Origin of the sequence: Pectobacterium sp. 1950-15, assembly GCF_037136835.1 — a bacterium.
In the GTDB taxonomy this organism is placed as follows: domain Bacteria; phylum Pseudomonadota; class Gammaproteobacteria; order Enterobacterales; family Enterobacteriaceae; genus Pectobacterium.
Genome location: NZ_JBBBQR010000010.1, coordinates 174,758 through 193,888, shown reverse-complemented (window position 1 = coordinate 193,888; position 19,131 = coordinate 174,758). Strand labels below are relative to the sequence as shown.

The following is a 19,131-nucleotide window of genomic DNA, read 5'->3' as shown; positions in this document are numbered from 1 at the left end:
CTTTATTGCGGGCTTTTTCTTTTAGAAGAATGGGCTGATTACAACAACGCGGCAATCAGATAAAAAGCCAGCATACTCAAGAGCACCGCAACCACAATATTTCTGATAAAAAAGGAAATCACGACACTCACAATTGCGCCGAGAAAATACGGGTTATCAGGAAATGCGCGAATCACCCCGTGATCCATTAAAATAATCGGGCCGCAAATCGCAGTGAGTAAGCAAGGCGCGGAATACTTTAATGCCCGGTGGAGTAAAACTGGAATTTTTACCGGCACAGCGGGTTCGAGAAAGATATAGCGATTAAAAAACACGATCCCTGCCAGAACGAATATCAATAACCAACTCATTTTTCTTCCTTAAGCACTGACGCGATGAACACAGAGAAAAACATGCCGCCGACACCGGCGATAGCGATGGCACCCTCTATCTTGAAATAGGTCAATAGCATCGACAACAGCAGAGAAAACAGGACACCAGAGAAGGTACTGATCTTCTTTATCATCGGTACGACAATGGTGATGAACGTGGCAACGATAGAATAATCAAGATGATACTTATCTAAATCAGGCACAGAAGACGCCATGACCACGCCAAGAATGCTGAAGATATTCCAAAAAATATAAAAGGTGAAACCCGCACCGATTAAATAACTCGTGCTAACGTTGTTCTTCCTGTCTTTCTTTTCGCTGAGTGCAAAAAGCTCATCCGATAATAAAAATCCGATCGGAAGCCGTTTTCTTAATTTCAACGTTGAAACATATTCACGCAGCGTCAGGCCATATATCAGGTGTTGTGCGGTAATAAAAAAAACGGAGATTAATAGCGTCGCAACATTCGCTCCGGACATAAGCAAGCCTAACGAGACGAGCTGCGCCGCTCCCGCGAAAATAATCGCGGACATCCCGATACTTTGCCCGACAGATAATCCCGATTGGATTGCCATGGAACCAGCCAGAATGCCCCAGGGTACTACAGATAAACAGAGCGGCAGCATCTCAACCACGCCGGTCATAAAGTGCTTCCACGGGCTAATGGTATCTTTTGATGCAGACGATGAACGAGCTACGGTATTTTCCATATAACAGTGCACTACCATAAATAAATCGATAGTGAAAAATTAACAAAACGTTTTTTAAGAGTATTGGATAAAGTTGCTTGCCGTTAATGGTGAGATTTTATATTCAACATAGGAAGTGGGTAATATCTACAAGTTACCTTTAGCAAACTCACCCGGCGTCAGCCCCAAAGAGTTTTTGAAATGACGATGAAAGTGGCTTTGATCGGTAAAACCGCACCGAACGGAAACATCGAGGATCGCATCGCCTTTACGCAACAATGCCTTCGCTTTGCGCAGACGAGCCTGGATCAAATAGGCATGAGGCGTAATCCCCACCACCGCTTTAAACTGTCGTAAGAAGTGCCACACGCTGAGTTCGGCCAACGCGGCCAATTCAACGAGAGCCAGCTCTCTCTCGGGATAGCTGTCCATAAAGGCTTTAACATTCAGTATATTTTGGGTCGCAACGGGCAGCATCTGTGGCGTCAGGCGCGTCTTGCTATAGCGCATCGTCAGCCAGGTTAATGACGACAACAGCAGCGTTTCTTTCAATAACAAATTGCCCGGCTGGGCAAGCATATTGAACGTCATGAGCAACTGCTCCGACAGTCCTGGGTCATGAACCACGGCGTCGGGGAACCACGGAATCGAATCCTTTGCGCGTTGCAGATCCTGATTAATCGAGCGAAAAAGGTCGGGATGCGGATAAATAGCACGATAGGCCCAGCCAGTTTCGACCTCAGAACTCCCCGTGTGCACATCGTCCGCATTCACCAGAATGATGTCGCCTTTGGGCGCAACGTGCTCTGCGCCAGAGCGATAAAAGCGCTGAGCGCCCTGCTCAATCACGCTGATGCAATACGTATCATGCACATGACGGGGAAAGCGCTGCTGATAGTACTGCGCCTGCAACATATCCAGCCCGCCGAGCGCCTCCAGATGTCTGAAGTGTGTCTGCTCTTGCACCACCGGCTTTTTATGCACGCGTTGACCCTCTTATCGTTTGTACAAAATTGCTCTGGCAGAGAAGGAGAAACTTCAGCCAGAAACAACGCACCTGTTCACTGATTCTATCAGAAGCAGATTCATATCCCCATGCTGGAAAGAACAGCGAAAAAAAGCCAGCGACAAAGCCGCTGGCCATTAAGATGATGATGCTTGTCTTTTTACCGCTTGGGCTTTTTATCACTCGGATTACATCAAATGAAACCGAGATACCCCAAGATTCAACCGTTCAGCCTGCTGCTCCAGCGAGGAGGCTGACGAGGACGCCTCCAGCACCAGCGTTGCGTTCTGTTGCGTGACCCGATCCATTTCTGATATCGCTAACGACACCTGATTGATACCGCTGCTTTGTTCATCAGACGCCAGCGCGATCTCATTGATAATCCTGGTAACATTATTAATTTCAGAGACGATCTCGGCCATCGCTTTACCCGCTTCGGATGCCAGCGTCGTTCCTTCCGTCACTCTGGTTTCGGATTCTTTAATCAGCGCGGCAATTTCCGTTGCGGCGTTAGCCGAGCGCTGCGCCAGATTACGCACTTCTCCTGCGACTACCGCGAAGCCTTTGCCCTGTTCACCCGCTCGGGCAGCTTCAACCGCCGCATTCAGTGCCAGAATATTGGTCTGGAATGCAATCCCGTTAATGAGCGCGATAATCTCAGAAATTTTGTCTGAACTTCTGGCAATGTCCGCCATCGATCCTACAACCTGTTCCACAATGTTGCCGCCGTTCACCGCTTTGGCGGAGGTCTCCGTCGCCACCTCGCTGGCATGGTGTGCGTTATCGGTATTCTGCTTCACCGCAGCCGTAAGCTGCTCCATACTGGCCGCTGTTTCCGCCAGCGCGGCAGCCTGCTGTTCCGTTCGTGCAGACAAATCCGTATTACCGACGGCAATTTTCGTCGAACTGCTGTGAATAGACTCTGCACTGTCGCGTACCGAACCAACCGTTTCGGAGAGTGAATCCTGCATTTGCTGGATATTGTTCCCCAGAATACCGATTTCATTTCTTCCCACATCCACACTCGCGCGCGTTAAGTCCCCATGCGCAATCGCCTGTATGCGTGACACCCAATACTGTACTGGGTTAATAATGACCCGACGAATTAATAAGAACGTCATGCCCGTTAATACGATGGCTAAAATAAAAGCACCCGTCATGAGCGTATATCCCAGGGTGGAATTCCTTTCTGCCGTCACATTAATATTTTTTGCCATCTCAACCCGATAAAGATAAGACGCTTTCAACGGCACATCATAGTCATCATCTAATTTAGACATCACCGTCGACTCAAACGCATTGAGCTCTTCAACATTGCCCTTCTTTGCGATATCAAACATGGGTTTGATTCCGCGCTCAACATAATCGCTATAACGCGCTTTTAATTCATTATCACGAGCGAGCTCAACATCAGAACGAGCCGATCTATTTTGATACCCATTAAACATTTGCTGAGACAGCGACAGGCGCTCTTCTGCGGCTTTCATACTGGCGTTATAGTTATCAGTAAGACCATTGCGTAAATGATTCACGGCATGGAGCAAATTCATACGCGCTGCACGCATGTGATTCGCACTATCCACTAACTCCATTCGCACATTCAATTCCAGCGTAGAGTCATTTAACGACAGCTCAGCCTGCTTAAGAAAATACGATGATGTGGATATCGCCAAAGCAAAAAGTAATAGAACACCAGAAAAAACAACGACAAAGAGTGGCGTTAGTTTGATGTTATGCACCCCGGAAGCGGAATGCTGGGGTTCTGGTTTTTCGTAAATCGCTATTGACTGGTAAGGGACATCGCTCATTTTTACATCCATCGGGTTATTCAAAAAATTGCTGTGAAGTAAATTGCAGGCAAGCAGGGGAAAAATAACATTCCGCCGCATGTTACATAATATTTAAAGATTGTGACAATCTGCGTTAAATACAAGAAGAAAAATAGTGGCCTCTAAAAAATAATTTTATCTATAAGATCGTCATCACGAAAAAACGTCATTTCAACGATAATCATTTCAACTAAAAATCATTCAAAAAATAAACTATCACATAATGTTAGTGAATTATCCTAGTCACTATTATTACAGTAATATTAATTATAGAAGTAAAAAGTGATAAGTGAATTCATTCTATTTTCCTGAAATCAAACACCCTCTGATATTCAACATTACTGACTAGTTTATTATTCGTACACTCGGAATATAAAAACACCACGCCACGCACGGGGCTAACGAGGCTCTCACACACTGATAAAAGTCACAGGCCGGGTTGTCGTGTTGATCACGGTATTTTTCCGCCGACATACTATGCTGAACGTTAGCGATTCAATGAGTGAGAGGAGCCTATGGCACGCATTATTCAGCGTTACCGTTTAAGCATCTCTGGCGATTGCCGGGCCTGGTTTAACATCGACCATCGCCTCACCAATGATTTCCCTCGTCCGCCTCATGCCTGAATCAGCGCCACGCTGATCATTTCCTGTTCCTGCATTCCTTATTTCGGCGTCACATAACGTGTCGCGACGGAATTCTTTTTTCTGGAGATCTATGGCATGAAACGCATTCCTGAACCGTTCCGCATTAAAATGGTAGAAAATATCCGCATGACAACCCAGGCGGAACGTGAAAAAGCGCTGACAGAGGCGGGGTACAACCCTTTCCTGCTGCGTAGCGAAGACGTCTACATCGACCTGTTGACTGATTCTGGCACCGGCGCGATGAGTGACCGCCAGTGGGCTGGTTTAATGATGGGCGATGAAGCCTACGCGGGGTCACGCAATTACTATCATCTATGTGAAAAAGTCGAAACCTTGCTGGGCTATCCGTTTACGATTCCCACCCACCAAGGACGCGGCGCCGAGCAGATTTTATTTCCGTGTCTGATAGCCAAGAAACAGCGTGCTGGCGGCGCGAAAAAGCCGGTCTTCATTTCCAACTTCCACTTCGATACCACCGCTGCGCACGTCGAGCTAAATGGCGCTCGGGCCATTAACGTCGTCACACCAAAAGCCTTTGATACGAACACGGCCTATGACTGGAAAGGCGATTTCGATCTGGACCAGTTACAAAGCGTGATATCACAGCACGGCGCGGAGAATGTCGTCGCCATTATCACCACGGTAACCTGCAACAGCTCGGGCGGGCAGCCCGTCTCGATGAGCAACATGCGCGACGTTTACCGTATTGCACAACAGCATCAGATCCCTGTGGTGATTGATTCGGCACGTTTCTGCGAAAACGCCTGGTTTATCAAGCAGCGCGAAGCGGGCTATGCGGATAAGTCCATTAAAGCCATCGTGCATGAAATGTATGAATACGGCGACATGCTGACGATGTCCGCGAAGAAAGACCCAATGGTGAATATTGGGGGGCTGTGCTGTTTCCGCAGCGACGAGGACCTGTTTAACGAGGTGCGCATTCGCTGCGTTCCGATGGAAGGTTTCGTCACCTATGGCGGACTGGCTGGACGAGATATGGAGGCGCTCGCCATCGGGCTGGAAGAAGGGATGGACGAAGACTATCTGGCCTATCGTATTGGACAGGTCGCCTATCTCGGAGAACGCCTGAAAGCCGGTGGAATTCCGATTCAGTACCCGGTTGGAGGACACGCTGTCTTTGTTGATGCCGCACGGCTATTGCCTCATATTCCACCCGAGCAATTCCCTGCGCAGGCACTTAACAATGCGCTGTATCTGGAAGCTGGCATCCGCAGCGTTGAAATCGGTTCGCTTCTGCTGGGGCGCGATCCAGACACCGGGCAACAGAAAGCGTCACCGCTTGAGCTGCTGCGCCTCACCATCCCTCGTCGGGTCTACACCAACGACCACATGGACTACATTGCAGACGCCCTCATCGCATTGAAAGCCCGCGCCAGCGATATTCAAGGGCTAACCTTCACCTATGAGCCTCCCGTACTGCGCCACTTTGTCGCCCGCCTAAAACCGGTGGAATAGCCCGCCATCAGCATGCCCGATGCCTTTCTCTACGGGCATGCTCTCTCTCCTGTCTTGTTCTGCCGTTTTCTTTTGCGTTAGCCGATAACGCCCGGGAGCTTGCCACGATTAATCTGGCCTTACAGATACGAAATGCCCGCCAGCGGGATGAATTGGCACGCTATTGTGCGCTGCTCAGCGAAGGCAAGCCATTACGTGAACAAATCATTACGTGACTAGCACCACTGATATCCCCTTGCCATACAAACTATCTGCGATAACCCAATGCATGACAGCAGGTAAACACCATAAAAAAAGCCAGCGAGAAAACTCGCTGGCTGGTGAAATATCACCATTACTCAGAATACATTGTTTTACTCAGAATAAATTGTTTCGCACCACCTAGAGCCAATGACGGTACTCTTCATCAGACATGTCTTTCAGGTGCCACTGCGTCGCCTGCTGCAATAATGCGATGCGCTGTTGGGTAGACATCCACCGAAACCACGTCGCTTTACAGGTCGATAAGTAGGTTTGATAGAACCGATACAAACGGGAAATCGCCATAAGCCACCTCCTCTCTTTCCTTGTTGGAAAGTATCGACGTAATATAGGGAAAGATAAATTGATGACTTTAGCGCAGGGAGTTCCTCTTTTATGTCTTCCCCTCGATTGCAACAACAGTTCATCCGCCTATGGCAGCACTTTCAGGGGCAAACTACCGACACCACGCTGCAAGAGCTAACCGGAGTGTTGAATTGTTCCCGCCGCCATATCCGCTCACTGCTGAACGCGATGCAGCAGGAAGGCTGGCTCGTCTGGCAGGCTGAAGCTGGCAGGGGAAAACGCTCGCAGCTATCGTTTGTGTATACCGGATTAGCGCTACAGCAGCAGCGTGCCGAGGATCTGCTGGAACAGGATCGCATTGAGCAACTGGTGCAGTTGGTCGGTGATAAAGAAGCGGTACGCCAGATGTTACTTGCCCATCTTGGACGGAGTTTCCGGCAGGGAAAACATATTCTGCGGATTCTCTATTACCGCCCATTACGCAACCTGCAACCCGGTTCGGCGCTGCGCCGTTCGGAAATGCATATTGCGCGGCAAATTTTTAGCGGTCTTACCAATATAAATGAGGAAAATGGGGAAGTTGAACCCGACCTGGCTCATCACTGGCAAAGGGTCTCCTCTCTGCACTGGCGCTTCTATCTGCGCCCGGCTATCCGTTTTCATCATGGACGAGAGCTCACAATGGACGACATCACCACGTCACTCTCTCGTCTTATTCCGCTCCCGCTTTTTTCTCATATTGAAAGCGTCACCTCGCCAATGCCCTTCGTGATTGATATTCGGCTAAACAGCCCGGATAACTGGCTACCGTGGTTATTAGGCAGCGTGCACGCCATGATTTTGCCGCAAGAGTGGCAAACGCTACCCGATTTTGCCCAGCACCCAATTGGTACCGGCCCTTATGCCGTGGTGCGCAATAACAGTAATCAGTTGAAAATTCGCGCCTTCGATGACTATTTTGGCTATCGGGCGCTGATTGATGAGGTCAATATCTGGGTCCTGCCCGACGAGCCGGAAGAAATGCCGGTCTCTATCCAACTCCAGTCTGACAATTCTCGTCACGAACAGTTGGAAAGCCGGATGGAAGAAGGCGGCTATTTCCTGCTGTTCGACAAGCGTTCGCCGTTAGCATCACGGCCGGAAGCTCAGCGATGGCTCAGGCAGATATTTAACCCCATTTCGCTACTCAACCACGCCAATACCAGCAACCAGCGTGACTGGTCGCCCGCCTACAGCCTGCTGCCGCGCTGGCACCATCACCACCCCGATGTCCCGCAATCCATTCCGAAAGGGCTGACGGACGTCACGCTCACGTTCTATCAGGCCCACCCTGAATACCGGATATTAAGTGAGATTATGCGCACGCTGCTGGCACAACATGGCGTCACGTTGCATATTCAGACGGTCAGCTACGAAGACTGGTATCAGGGCAATGCCGACAGCGATATCTGGTTTGGTAGCCTGAATTGTTACCTACCGATCGAATTCTCCCTGTTCGCGATGCTCTACGAACTCCCGCTGGCGCAGCACTGTCTGAATGACGATCTGCACGCGGACGCGCAACAGTGGCGTAACCAGACGCTACCGATGGCAGAGTGGTGTGAAAAACTGATCGCCAGCGGTCAACTGCACCCTCTGCTGCACCACTGGCTGCAACTTCAGGGACAGCGCAGTATGCGTGGCGTCAGGATGAATATGCTGGGCTGGTTTGATTTTAAATCTGCCTGGTTCGCGCCGCCGGAACGCTGATAGCCTTTCGCTGCGCGGCTTAACCCTTTACAATGTGCCGTTCTCAACGGGGTGCGGAAGATTTTTCGCTGAGAAAATACCCGTCGAACCTGATCCGGTTAATACCGGCGAAGGGATTTGAGAGTGCGGCTTATTGCTGCCTCAAAGTCCTTTGCCACCCTATGATTCTCAGGAGTGCAAAGTGTTAAATCAATTACTACCGCGTTCAGCCACCGTGCTGAAAATCAGCCTGCCTTGCCTGTTACTGATCTCTGCTTCGGCATTCGCCAAGCCTGCGCTTACCGTTTATACCTATGATTCATTCGCTTCCGAGTGGGGCCCTGGCCCTGTCATCAAGACCGCATTTGAAAAAGAGTGCGAGTGCGAGCTGAACTTCGTCGCGCTGGAAGATGGTGCCTCGCTGTTGAATCGCCTGCGAATGGAAGGCAAGAACAGCAAAGCGGATATCATTCTGGGGCTGGACAACAACCTGTTGCAGGCAGCGGAGCAAACCGGTCTGTTTGCGCCGCACAATCAGAACACCAGCGCCGTCATGGTGCCAGGCGGCTGGAACAATAAGACGTTCGTCCCTTACGACTACGGCTATTTCGCGTTTGTGTATAACAAAAACACGCTGAAGAACCCGCCGAAAAGCCTGCATGAGCTGGTGGAGAGCAACGAACCGTGGAAAGTGATCTATCAGGATCCACGTACCAGCACGCCGGGACTAGGTCTGCTGCTGTGGATGCAGAAAGTGTACGGCGATGAGGCGCCGCAAGCCTGGCAGAAACTGGCGAAGAAAACCGTTACCGTCACCAAAGGCTGGAGCGAAGCCTATGGTCTGTTCCTGAAAGGGGAAGCCGATCTGGTGCTAAGCTACACCACGTCACCGGCCTACCACATCATTGAAGAGAAGAAAGACAACTACGCAGCCGCGACTTTCAGCGAAGGGCACTATCTGCAAATTGAAATCGCCGGGCAGTTGGCTTCCAGCAAAAATCCCGAACTGGCAAAACGTTTTATGCAGTTCATCCTGAGCCCAACCTTCCAGCAGGCAATCCCCACTACGAACTGGATGTACCCAGCCGTTAAAACTGACCTGCCTGCGGGCTTCGCCACGCTCGCGGTGCCAGAAAAAGCCATGCAGTTCAGCGCGCAGGAAGTCGCTGACCAAAGGACGCAGTGGATTCAGGCATGGCAACGCGCCGTCAGCCACTAATCGGCGGACGTCTGTGGCCGGGGCTACTGGCCACAACGCTGTTAATTTCCGTTGCCGCACTGGCTTTCGGTGCACTCTGGTTACAGGCGCCCGACAGCCAGTGGCGCACGCTATGGCATGACAGCTATCTCTGGCATGTTATTCGGTTCACCTTCTGGCAAGCCTTTCTCTCTGCGCTGTTTTCTACCGTTCCGGCCATTTTTCTCGCCAGAGCGCTGTATCGACGGCGTTTTCCCGGCCACCGTTGGCTGCTGCGCCTGTGCGCGATGACGCTGGTGCTGCCCGTGCTGGTTGCCGTCTTTGGCCTGCTCAGCGTGTATGGACGTCAGGGCTGGCTAGCCTCTGCCCTGAGCGGGTTTGGCCTGAAATACACGTTTTCACCCTATGGATTGCAGGGCATCCTGCTGGCGCATGTGTTCTTCAATCTGCCGCTGGCAACCCGATTGCTGTTGCAGTCGCTGGAGGGGATTGCTACCGAGCAACGCCAACTGGCTGCGAATCTGGGCATGAACAGCTGGCAACATTTCCGCCTGCTGGAATGGCCCGCCCTGCGCCGACAAATTTTACCGACTGGCGCGCTGATTTTTATGCTCTGCTTTGCCAGCTTTGCGACGGTGCTGTCGCTGGGCGGCGGCCCGCAGGCGACCACGATTGAGCTGGCTATCTATCAGGCATTAAGCTTTGATTACGATCCGGGTCGCGCGGCGCTGCTGGCGTTAATTCAGATGGTTTGCTGTCTCGGTTTGGTGCTGTTAAGTCAGCGGCTGGGGCGTATTCTGCCCGTCGGCAGCACACAGCAGCTCACTTGGCGCAACCCGCAGGACAGCGCTTTAAGCCGCCTCACCGATAGTCTGTTAATTAGCGCGCTGCTGCTGCTGGTCGTCCCCCCCTTGCTGGCCGTGGTGGTGGATGGCGTGAACCGCTCTCTGATTACCGTGCTGCAACAGCCCGTGCTCTGGCAAACGCTGTTTACCTCGCTGCGTATTGCCTTAGGCGCTGGGCTTCTGTGTCTGGTGCTGACCATGATGCTGCTCTGGAGCAGCCGCGAGCTCAAGCTACGCCAGAAGCCGCTCTATGGGCAGTTGATGAATCTGAGCGGGATGCTCATCCTTGCCATGCCCGGCATTGTGCTGGCAACCGGCTTTTTCCTGCTGTTGAATAACAGCATTGGCTTGCCACAATCCCCCTACGCGCTGGTGGTGTTCACCAACGCACTGATGGCAATTCCGTATGCGATCAAAGTGCTGGAGAACCCGATGCTGGACGTTGCCGAGCGCTACAACCGACTCTGCGCATCACTGGATATTCGCGGCTGGCAGCGGCTGAAGCTGATCGAGCTGGCTGCACTGAAGCAGCCGTTAGCACAAGCATTAGCCTTTGCCTGCGTGCTGTCGCTCGGTGATTTTGGCGTCATCGCGCTGTTTGGTAATGAGCAGTTCCGCACGCTGCCGTTCTACCTGTACCAGCAAATTGGTTCCTATCGCAGCGCCGACGGTGCGGTCACGGCACTGCTGTTGATGCTGCTGTGCTTTATATTATTTACCCTGATTGAGAAACTGGCAGGCCGTCATGATCGCGCTTGAGAAATTGACCTACTTCTATCAGCACTTGCCCATGCGTTTTGATTTTCACGTCAAACCGGGCGAGCGCATCGCCATCCTTGGCCCCAGCGGCGCAGGGAAAAGTACGCTGCTGAATCTGATTGCCGGTTTCCTGATGGCTGACAGCGGCGAACTACGGCTTAACGGTGAACCTCACCGCGAGACGCCTCCCGCTAAGCGGCCAGTTTCGATTCTGTTTCAGGAAAATAATCTGTTTCCTCACCTGACGATTGGGCAGAACATCGCGCTGGGGCTCCATCCCGGCCTGCGCCTCAGTGCCGCACAGCATGAAACGTTACGGCAGATCGCCGATCGGGTCGGTCTGGCGGATCTTCTGGATCGTCTGCCATCACAGGTTTCCGGCGGGCAGCGCCAACGCGCGGCATTGGCACGCTGTCTGGTACGGCACCAGCCCATTCTGCTGCTGGATGAACCGTTCTCAGCGCTCGATCCAGCGCTGCGTCAGGAGATGCTCGATCTGGTTGAGAGCGTGTGTCAGGAGCGTGAGTTCACGCTGTTGATGGTGTCCCACAATCTGGATGATGCCATGCGGATCGCAAAACGTACGGTGCTGATCGTGGACGGACAGATTTATTATGACGGGCCGACTCAGGCGCTACAGGATGGCAGCGCCGATGCGGCCGCCATCCTGGGAATTTCACGCCCGTCCTCGGATTAAAACGTTAAGGCAACGCCTGATAGCGCAGGTTGCTGAACGTCACGTCTCCCTCACCCGACGCATACAAGGCGGGCCGCAAGCTGAGGAAGTCATACGCGACATTGTGATGGTAGCCGGATACTTCCATCTGCACCGGGTATTTCTTCCACGGTTCCTGATCCGACGTTCGAGTGTAAAACGTCACGATATGGCGATCGTTTCTCATCAGAATCTGCACCTCATTGCCTGTAATGTGCGGCAGTTTCTTCTCCGCCCTTTCCAGCCCATAGCGGTGCATGACAGTACCATCCTGATTAAACGACAGCCCGACATACAGCTTCGCGTTGTAGAACAGCAGTAGGCCAGCCTGCGCGCCAGGAGCGAAATTCGCCGTAACCTCAATTTGGTAAGCCTGATCGCCGGGGATCATCGTCAGCGGCGCACTGTCTTTTGGCGATGTGCCTTTTGCCTTAAGATACAGTTTGCCGTCGCTGAGCGTAACCCGTTTCAGTTCTTCCGCATTGGCGCGGTAAAAATGCCAGCGAGCCGGAAATTTCTCGTCGGTAAAGCTATCAGACCAGCCAATACCGTGCGGCACCGCTTCGCCCCCTGCCGGTTTGCGAATCGGTTTACCGGTATCAAACCCGGCAGACGTAAACCAGCCATCATTGCCCCAGACGATCGGCTCCAGCATCGCCTGCCGCCCCAGCGTCATAAAGCCGTTTTCATAACCGTGATACACCATGTACCAGTTTTTATCCGGCCCTTCGATCAGCGTCGCATGGCCGCGTGACCACCACTTTTCTGAACGATCCTGCGTGCGAATAATCGGGTTATGCGGGGAATTTTCCCACGGCCCGTTGATCGATTTGGAACGCGCCGCAATCACCATGTGTCCGGTCGGCGGCCCCGCCGTTCCGCCTTCCGCCAGCACCATGTAGAAATAGTCGCCGTGGCGCAGCATCTTCGGCCCTTCCTGCGAGAAGCTTTCCACATCCCACGCTTCCGGGTATTGCCACCCCTGATAGACCACCTCCATATCGCCGACCGTCGACAGCCCGTCATCGGTTAACTGCACGCGATTGCCGCCAGACATAAAGATGTAACGTTTGCCGTCCTCTCCCACCACATGACCGGGATCGCTGGCCGGATTTTTCAAGCCCGTATCCTTCGGTGGCGTCCACGGGCCGCGAATATCATCGGCGGTAATCACATACAGCGTTTTCTTTTTCGTCCCTTTGGCGTCGATAATCCGGTTGGTGGTGAAGTAGATATAATATTTGCCGTTATGTTTCACCAAATCCGGCGCCCAGATCGCGTCAACGGGCGTCGTAATCGCCGGGCCAAGCGGCTGCCAGTTCACCAGGTCGCGCGAGTGCCAAATCAGCAGTCCGGGAATATCGTCAAATGACGAGAACGTCATGTAGTAATCATCCCCATCCTTGATAATCGTAGGGTCGGGATGATCGCCCGCAATAATCGGATTGAGATAACAGCCATTGCCCAAATCCGCCTGACGCTGCTGTTCAATACCCCGTTTCCATTCGTTAGCAGGGCCAGCCTGACAGGCCATCGCCTGACCGATACCCATTGCCATCAGTAAGATACCGCTCAATACGCTCTGCCCTACTACTCGGGACACACCCATTTATCACCACCCACTATCCCAATGATTATTTTATAATTTATAACATTGAAACCCTGTTCCAATTGTGAAAACAGTCACGCTTCTCTGGTTCTGCGGCGAAAAATCAAGCGGTAATCGGGCGGTGAAATACCAATATATACCCTAAATAATTCGAGTTTCAGGACAAAACGTAGCGTTTTGAACAGCGCTTGCGCTGACCCCGAAGGGGTGAGGCCATAGGCCGAATAACGCGGCAAGTGAGGGAATCCCGAATCACTTACTCGAGTAAGTGATTCGGGTGACTGAGCGCAGCCAACGCACATGCAACTCGAAGTATGACGGGTATACTGTGACCAATTCGACATATTCGGTTTTTATACCTTGTAGGTATTGTGTCTTTTTGTGCTGCTGTGTTTATATGAATTGGCGAGTGAATAACTCATTCGAACACAACATTCGGCCATAAATAATTCACTAGAACATAAATAGGATTCCCGTGACGCACTACTCTTCTTCCACTTCGGCACTACTAAGCACCGCGCATGTTGACGCGGTCGTCGTCGTGCGCGTGGCAGTCGTGGTCGTCGTCGGCAGCGCGCCGTAACGGGTTCCGAATCGAAGATTCTCAAACCCCGCCGGCGCCAGCCGAGCGGGGTTTCTTGTTTTTACCCTCCCCGCTCCGACACCGCACCGGCCCTGATGAAGGATGTAAACATGCGTTATACAGGCGCTCAGTTAATTGTTCGGCTGCTCGAACAGCAGGGCATCACCACCGTAGCGGGCATCCCCGGCGGCGCGGCCCTGCCGTTATATGATGCACTGGGTCAAAGCAAGACTATCCGCCACGTGCTGGCTCGCCACGAGCAAGGGGCGGGATTTATGGCACAAGGCATGGCGCGCGCCAGCGGTCGCGCTGCGGTTTGTATGGCTTCCAGCGGGCCGGGGGCGACCAACCTGCTCACTGCCATCGCCGATGCCAAACTGGATTCGATCCCATTGGTGTGTATCACCGGCCAGGTGCCTTCCAGCATGATCGGCACCGATGCGTTTCAGGAAGTTGACACGTATGGCATCTCCATTCCCGTCACCAAACATAACTATCTGGTTCGCGACATCAGCGAACTGCCGCGCGTGATCCCAGAAGCATTTCGCATCGCGCAGTCGGGTCGTCCCGGCCCGGTGTGGATCGATATTCCAAAAGACATTCAGAACGCAACCATCGAGCTGAATGAACTGCCGGACGTCTTTCCTCTCGATACGCCACCCGCCATCGCTCAACAGGAGATCGAGCGGGCTGCAGCCATGATTAACGCGGCTCAGCGTCCGGTTCTCTATCTGGGCGGTGGGATCATTAGCAGCGCCGCGCACGAACAGGCGGTTCAACTGGCGGAACGCTCCAGCCTGCCAACCACCATGACGCTGATGGCGCTGGGTGCCATGCCCGTCGATCATCCCCTGTCGCTCGGTATGCTGGGTATGCACGCCGCACGATCAACCAATCTGATCTTACAGCAGGCAGATTTGTTAATTGTGCTGGGTGCGCGTTTTGACGATCGTGCGATTGGTAAAGCAGAACAGTTTTGCCCGCAGGCCAGCATCATTCACATCGATATCGATCCCGCAGAATTGGGTAAGATCCGCCAGCCACATGTGGCGATCAACGCGGATGTCGCGCAGGCGCTGGACCAGTTGCTGCCGCATATTACGCCGCAGCAGCGTGACGTGTGGCGCGCCACCGTTAGCGGGTTGCAACAGGAATTTCCGTTCAGCATGCCAAATGCTGACGATCCGTTAAGCCACTATGGTCTGGTGCAGGCCACGGCGCGGGCGCTGACGGATGATGCGATCATCACCACCGATGTCGGCCAGCATCAGATGTGGGTGGCTCAATCTTATCCACTGCGCCGTCCGCGCCAGTGGCTGACATCCGGCGGATTTGGCACGATGGGCTTTGGCCTGCCTGCGGCGATTGGCGCTGCGCTGGCCGAGCCGGATCGCACCGTGGTGTGTTTCTCGGGTGATGGCAGCCTGATGATGAACATTCAAGAAATGGCGACCGCGGCAGAAGAAGGGCTCAACGTAAAAATCGTCCTGATGAACAACCAGTCACTCGGTCTGGTTCACCAACAGCAGGATATGTTTTTCCAGCAGCGCATCTTCGCTGCCGATTACCGTTACAGTACCAATTTCCTCGCGATTGCCGCAGGTTTCGGCTTTGCAACCTGCGATCTGAATGCAGCAGCCGACCCGCAGGCCGCCCTGCAAGAAGCGCTCAATCAGCCGGGTCCTGCGCTGATCCACGTACTGATTGACGCCAATGAGAAAGTTTTACCCATCGTGCCACCGGGCGCAGCGAACATCGATATGATCGGAGATTAATGACTATGTCAACTCAACTAACTTCGTCAACGCAACCAACTTCAAATCAGGTTACGCTAGAACTCTCTGTGCGCAACCACCCCGGCGTCATGTCACACGTTTGCGGCCTGTTTGCCCGCCGGGCATTTAACGTGGAAGGCATTCTGTGTATGCCGCTGGCCAACGGTGAAGAAAGCCGCATCTGGCTACTGGTCAAAGATGACCAGCGACTACCGCAGATGATCAGTCAGGTGGAAAAACTGGAGGACGTCCTTCAGGTACGCCGTCACGGTGAAGAAATGCGTATTTTCGAGCAGGTCGCCGAGTTTTACTGCTAGCTGGCGTGGCCGGGGTTTTCCCGGCCTGCCCACACTCAGCCGTTTAACACCTGCCACAGCAGATGACGGTAAACCGGCATCAGCGGGTGTTGAATCAGCATGACCAGCGCTGCAACCGCCGCCACGGACACCACGGGTGCGACCCAGCGCAAACGTCTGAGCGGCATTTTTCTGCTAAACCAGTCACGATGTTTACGCTTATCGCCGCGCCACCAGCGCCAGTTTAGCCAGCCCGCAACCCATACCACAACGACGGTTATCAGCAGCAACCACTTAAACTCTGCGCTATTCGTCCCCGCAGGAATATCAATCGCAACACCAGCCAAAATACCGGGTAAGAAATAGGCTGGCGGCCACAGCAGGCAGCCAATGATATTCGGCACGGCAAATTTATAAGGCGGTAACCCTAACATCCCCGCCACCATCGGAATAAGCGGGCGCGTCGGACCGACAAAACGCCCGATCAATATCGTCGGCATCGGGTGCTGATACAGGGCATATTCGGTTTTATTCAATAACGGCTGGTATTTTTTCAGGAAGGACCAGTTATGCAGCGGTGCCTTAAAACGCATGCCAATAAAATAGGAAATCCAGTCTCCTAGCAGGCAACCGATAATCCCGGCCGCCCACGCAGGGTAAAGCCCCATTTGCCCGCTGCCGATAAGCGTTCCCAGCGTTGCCATCATCACCGTTCCCGGTAACAACAACCCCACCAGAGCCAGAGATTCCAGAAAGGCAACCAGCATGACGGCGATCAGTGAATACGCTAACGATTGGGTAACCAGATGATCCAGCCACGCTTCCATAAAACCTACCCGTATTTTATAAAAACAAGGATTGTCTGGATCATAGCAGAAGTCGTCAACCCCTGATTTCACCCCATCACCCGATTCGGATTCATGTAAAATCCAGCATACTGAATTGCCGTCTGATTCCGTCTCTCAGGCGGCAGTGAGCCCCGTCTGTTAGCACAAAACCCGGCAATATCCTGCTGAAAATATGTAGTGCTATTTATCTATCCGGTCTTGAAGCGATCACCGCCTGCGGGTGCACAAGGCGTGTACGTTTTGATAAATATCAACTATTCCTCTTATCAGGATACACGCAATATCATTTTCCAATTCAAGCCGTTAGCACCACTTCAGTAACACAGTTTTCTGGTCAATTCTTTTGCACCGACGGGCCTCAACACTTATGATAGCGGTCATTTTTTGCCACGGTGCCACACTGCCACTATGTTTTTTAAACTACTCAACCATTTCGGATTACGACGTCTTATCCTACTCTTGGCAGTGGCGAGCGCATTGGTAACACTGGCAAACAGTTTTTATGCCAGCTATCGCGTCCAGCGAGAGCTCCTGATTGATAATACGCTAGAAACCAACCGAGTTTACGCCACCAAACTCGCGGCGATGACCCATTCCTTCTTTAAAGAAGCCCAGCAGCAGTTAGCCTACAGCGCCAATATCGTCGCTACCCAGATGGATGATAAGGCCAGCCTGCTTAAAGAAGCCGACCGCCTGCGGCTACAGACCAGCAATTTCAACTCTGTCGTCATTGCAGATGAAAAAGGCATCGTCAGAGCCACGTCACCCGATACGTTTCAATTAATCGGGAGAAGCCTGACCACAGACGGCGCACTCGAAGCCTTAAGAGAAAAACAGCCGCTTATCAGCCAACCCTATGTCTCTGCCGCTAATAACTTCATTGTGCTGATATCTGCGCCGATCTTCACGCGAGATGGCCGCTACAAAGGGTTTATCGGTGGTTCGATCTATCTTAAGCAGCCCAGCGTTCTCAATACCTTATTGGACAAACATTATTACCGCGACGGTTCTTATATTTATGTCACCGATAAGAGCAAACGAATGCTGTATCACCGCGACATCGAGCGAATTGGTAAAATAGAGACCAATAATTTGGAGATCGACGCACGGCATGAGAATAATGGCAGTCAGCATATGCTGAACTATCTGGGTGAGAAGATGTTAGCGGGTTACGCCGTTGAATCTACCTCACAGTGGCAGATTGTGGCGCTCCGACCAACCGACATTACGCTGAAACCGCTGGATGGCCTGATGCTAAATGTGCTGCGCCACACGCTCCCTCTGGCGCTTTTAACTATCTTCTGCGTCTGGCTGCTTGCGCGGCTCATCGCTCAACCGCTGTGGCTACTGGCGCGCAGCGCCAATAAGATGGATGCGACGGACGTTTCCGACGACATCAGAAATATTCACTCCTGGTATTTCGAGGCCTCACAGCTTAAACAGGCCATGCTGCTGGGTATCGATTTACTTCAGCGCAAAATTGGTAAGTTACGTTCTGAGGCACACTCAGACCCGATGACCGAACTGCTCAATCGCCGTGGGCTGGATAGTGTTCTCCGCTACTGGCAGATGGGGCAGAAAAGTTTTGCGGTCATCGCGCTGGATATCGATCGCTTCAAACGCATCAATGACACCTACGGCCACGATGTCGGCGATAACGTTATTCGCTATCTCTCACAGCTGATTCGCACCAGCTCACGCGATTCCGACATCCTGTGCCGCAGCGGCGGTGAAGAGTTTTTGATCCTGCTGCCGGAAACGCATCTCGACGTCGCGATCAGCATTGCTGAACGGCTACGGCAGCGCCTGGAGGAATCGACCATTCCTGTCGTGGGCAATATTACCATCTCATTAGGCGTTGCCCTGTGGGAACCGGGCGTCAGCGATATGTCGATCGAACGCACCTTCAAGCTGGCAGATGAGTCCCTGTATCAAGCCAAGCAGGAAGGCCGCAACCGCGTGGTGTCTGCCTCCGGCAACGAGCAGTAATCCATTTTCACCTTATTATATACCCTAAATAATTCGAGTTGCATGAAGGCGGCAACTGCGCGAATCCCCAAGAGCTTACTCAGGTAAGTGACTGGGGTGAGCAAGGGCAGCCAACGCACAAGCAGCTTGAAGTATGACGGGTATACAGGTGATGTCGCTAGAGGCTGGACATCAACTGTATAAATAACCATACTTACCCCTACCATCTTTCCTTAATCCCGC

16 protein-coding genes and 1 riboswitch are annotated in these 19,131 nt (G+C 52.5%); of the genes, 9 read left to right on the top strand and 7 right to left on the bottom strand.

Features of this window, described 5'->3' with window-relative positions:
- Positions 1 to 38 precede the first annotated feature (38 nt).
- The 4 genes from WCT94_RS13415 to WCT94_RS13400 form a co-directional block, all read right to left on the bottom strand.
- On the bottom strand, positions 39 to 350 hold the full coding sequence (locus WCT94_RS13415; RefSeq protein ID WP_103160829.1) for an AzlD domain-containing protein: 312 nt from the start codon (positions 348 to 350) through the stop codon (positions 39 to 41).
- Positions 347 to 1,081 carry an AzlC family ABC transporter permease gene (locus WCT94_RS13410; RefSeq protein WP_182100544.1) on the bottom strand — a complete coding sequence of 245 codons (735 nt, stop codon included), beginning with the start codon at positions 1,079 to 1,081 and terminating at the stop codon, positions 347 to 349. Before WCT94_RS13410 ends, WCT94_RS13415 begins: the two co-directional genes overlap by 4 nt.
- 126 nt (positions 1,082 to 1,207) lie before the next feature.
- Entirely contained in the window at positions 1,208 to 2,044 is an 837-nt protein-coding gene (locus WCT94_RS13405; protein ID WP_336869951.1) for an AraC family transcriptional regulator, read from the bottom strand.
- 210 nt (positions 2,045 to 2,254) lie between these two features.
- Complete coding sequence (locus WCT94_RS13400) at positions 2,255 to 3,874, bottom strand: methyl-accepting chemotaxis protein (RefSeq protein ID WP_336869950.1); 1,620 nt, start codon at positions 3,872 to 3,874, stop codon at positions 2,255 to 2,257.
- Between the two features lie 536 nt (positions 3,875 to 4,410).
- On the opposite strand from WCT94_RS13400, the gene tnaC reads away from it, so the two are divergent.
- Both tnaC and tnaA read left to right on the top strand, forming a co-directional pair.
- Complete coding sequence (gene tnaC / locus WCT94_RS13395) at positions 4,411 to 4,521, top strand: tryptophanase leader peptide (protein WP_039501496.1); 111 nt, start codon at positions 4,411 to 4,413, stop codon at positions 4,519 to 4,521.
- A gap of 96 nt (positions 4,522 to 4,617) precedes the next feature.
- Positions 4,618 to 6,018: a tryptophanase gene (gene tnaA / locus WCT94_RS13390; RefSeq protein ID WP_336869949.1), complete on the top strand. Its 1,401-nt coding sequence runs from the start codon at positions 4,618 to 4,620 to the stop codon at positions 6,016 to 6,018.
- A 381-nt stretch (positions 6,019 to 6,399) separates the two neighbouring features.
- On the opposite strand, the gene sgrT is transcribed toward tnaA, so the two are convergent.
- On the bottom strand, positions 6,400 to 6,564 hold the full coding sequence (sgrT, locus tag WCT94_RS13385) for a glucose uptake inhibitor SgrT (protein WP_336869947.1): 165 nt from the start codon (positions 6,562 to 6,564) through the stop codon (positions 6,400 to 6,402).
- Positions 6,565 to 6,654: 90 nt separating this feature from the next.
- Here sgrT and sgrR point away from each other — a divergent pair, with 90 nt between their 5' ends.
- From sgrR to thiQ, 4 genes are all read left to right on the top strand, one after another.
- The gene (sgrR, locus tag WCT94_RS13380) at positions 6,655 to 8,313 is read left to right on the top strand and encodes an HTH-type transcriptional regulator SgrR (RefSeq protein ID WP_336869946.1); all 1,659 of its coding nucleotides are present in this window, start codon (positions 6,655 to 6,657) and stop codon (positions 8,311 to 8,313) included.
- A 37-nt stretch (positions 8,314 to 8,350) separates the two neighbouring features.
- Positions 8,351 to 8,447: riboswitch (TPP riboswitch) on the top strand.
- An 80-nt stretch (positions 8,448 to 8,527) separates the two neighbouring features.
- The gene (gene thiB, locus WCT94_RS13375) at positions 8,528 to 9,511 is read left to right on the top strand and encodes a thiamine ABC transporter substrate binding subunit (RefSeq protein ID WP_336869955.1); all 984 of its coding nucleotides are present in this window, start codon (positions 8,528 to 8,530) and stop codon (positions 9,509 to 9,511) included.
- Positions 9,487 to 11,094, top strand: coding sequence for a thiamine/thiamine pyrophosphate ABC transporter permease ThiP (gene thiP / locus WCT94_RS13370; RefSeq protein WP_336869945.1), 1,608 nt, complete (start codon positions 9,487 to 9,489; stop codon positions 11,092 to 11,094). The genes thiB and thiP overlap by 25 nt, the downstream gene beginning before the upstream one ends.
- Entirely contained in the window at positions 11,081 to 11,791 is a 711-nt protein-coding gene (thiQ, locus tag WCT94_RS13365; RefSeq protein WP_336869944.1) for a thiamine ABC transporter ATP-binding protein ThiQ, read from the top strand. Before thiP ends, thiQ begins: the two co-directional genes overlap by 14 nt.
- A 4-nt stretch (positions 11,792 to 11,795) precedes the next feature.
- Here thiQ and WCT94_RS13360 read toward each other — a convergent pair whose 3' ends face one another.
- The gene (locus WCT94_RS13360) at positions 11,796 to 13,418 is read right to left on the bottom strand and encodes a family 43 glycosylhydrolase (protein WP_336869943.1); all 1,623 of its coding nucleotides are present in this window, start codon (positions 13,416 to 13,418) and stop codon (positions 11,796 to 11,798) included.
- 693 nt (positions 13,419 to 14,111) lie between these two features.
- On the opposite strand from WCT94_RS13360, the gene ilvB reads away from it, so the two are divergent.
- Together ilvB and ilvN are read left to right on the top strand one after the other, a co-directional pair.
- Positions 14,112 to 15,776: an acetolactate synthase large subunit gene (gene ilvB, locus WCT94_RS13355; RefSeq protein ID WP_336869942.1), complete on the top strand. Its 1,665-nt coding sequence runs from the start codon at positions 14,112 to 14,114 to the stop codon at positions 15,774 to 15,776.
- Positions 15,777 to 15,781: 5 nt separating this feature from the next.
- Complete coding sequence (gene ilvN, locus WCT94_RS13350; protein ID WP_039517747.1) at positions 15,782 to 16,093, top strand: acetolactate synthase small subunit; 312 nt, start codon at positions 15,782 to 15,784, stop codon at positions 16,091 to 16,093.
- A 35-nt stretch (positions 16,094 to 16,128) separates the two neighbouring features.
- On the opposite strand, the gene WCT94_RS13345 is transcribed toward ilvN, so the two are convergent.
- Positions 16,129 to 16,899 carry a DedA family protein gene (locus WCT94_RS13345; protein WP_336869941.1) on the bottom strand — a complete coding sequence of 257 codons (771 nt, stop codon included), beginning with the start codon at positions 16,897 to 16,899 and terminating at the stop codon, positions 16,129 to 16,131.
- Positions 16,900 to 17,328: 429 nt separating this feature from the next.
- Between WCT94_RS13345 and WCT94_RS13340 the strand changes: the two genes are divergently transcribed.
- Positions 17,329 to 18,909, top strand: a complete 1,581-nt coding sequence (locus tag WCT94_RS13340) for a sensor domain-containing diguanylate cyclase (protein WP_336869940.1) — start codon at positions 17,329 to 17,331, stop codon at positions 18,907 to 18,909.
- Positions 18,910 to 19,131 lie beyond the last annotated feature (222 nt).

Coding starts and splice junctions, on each gene's coding strand:
- WCT94_RS13415 (WP_103160829.1), bottom strand. CDS start 350: ATGAGTTGGTTATTGATATTCGTTCTGGCAGGGATCGTGTTTTTTAAT.
- WCT94_RS13410 (WP_182100544.1), bottom strand. CDS start 1,081: ATGGAAAATACCGTAGCTCGTTCATCGTCTGCATCAAAAGATACCATT.
- WCT94_RS13400 (WP_336869950.1), bottom strand. CDS start 3,874: ATGAGCGATGTCCCTTACCAGTCAATAGCGATTTACGAAAAACCAGAA.
- tnaC (WP_039501496.1), top strand. CDS start 4,411: ATGGCACGCATTATTCAGCGTTACCGTTTAAGCATCTCTGGCGATTGC.
- tnaA (WP_336869949.1), top strand. CDS start 4,618: ATGAAACGCATTCCTGAACCGTTCCGCATTAAAATGGTAGAAAATATC.
- sgrT (WP_336869947.1), bottom strand. CDS start 6,564: ATGGCGATTTCCCGTTTGTATCGGTTCTATCAAACCTACTTATCGACC.
- sgrR (WP_336869946.1), top strand. CDS start 6,655: ATGTCTTCCCCTCGATTGCAACAACAGTTCATCCGCCTATGGCAGCAC.
- thiP (WP_336869945.1), top strand. CDS start 9,487: ATGGCAACGCGCCGTCAGCCACTAATCGGCGGACGTCTGTGGCCGGGG.
- thiQ (WP_336869944.1), top strand. CDS start 11,081: ATGATCGCGCTTGAGAAATTGACCTACTTCTATCAGCACTTGCCCATG.
- WCT94_RS13360 (WP_336869943.1), bottom strand. CDS start 13,418: ATGGGTGTGTCCCGAGTAGTAGGGCAGAGCGTATTGAGCGGTATCTTA.
- ilvB (WP_336869942.1), top strand. CDS start 14,112: ATGCGTTATACAGGCGCTCAGTTAATTGTTCGGCTGCTCGAACAGCAG.
- ilvN (WP_039517747.1), top strand. CDS start 15,782: ATGTCAACTCAACTAACTTCGTCAACGCAACCAACTTCAAATCAGGTT.
- WCT94_RS13345 (WP_336869941.1), bottom strand. CDS start 16,899: ATGGAAGCGTGGCTGGATCATCTGGTTACCCAATCGTTAGCGTATTCA.
- WCT94_RS13340 (WP_336869940.1), top strand. CDS start 17,329: ATGTTTTTTAAACTACTCAACCATTTCGGATTACGACGTCTTATCCTA.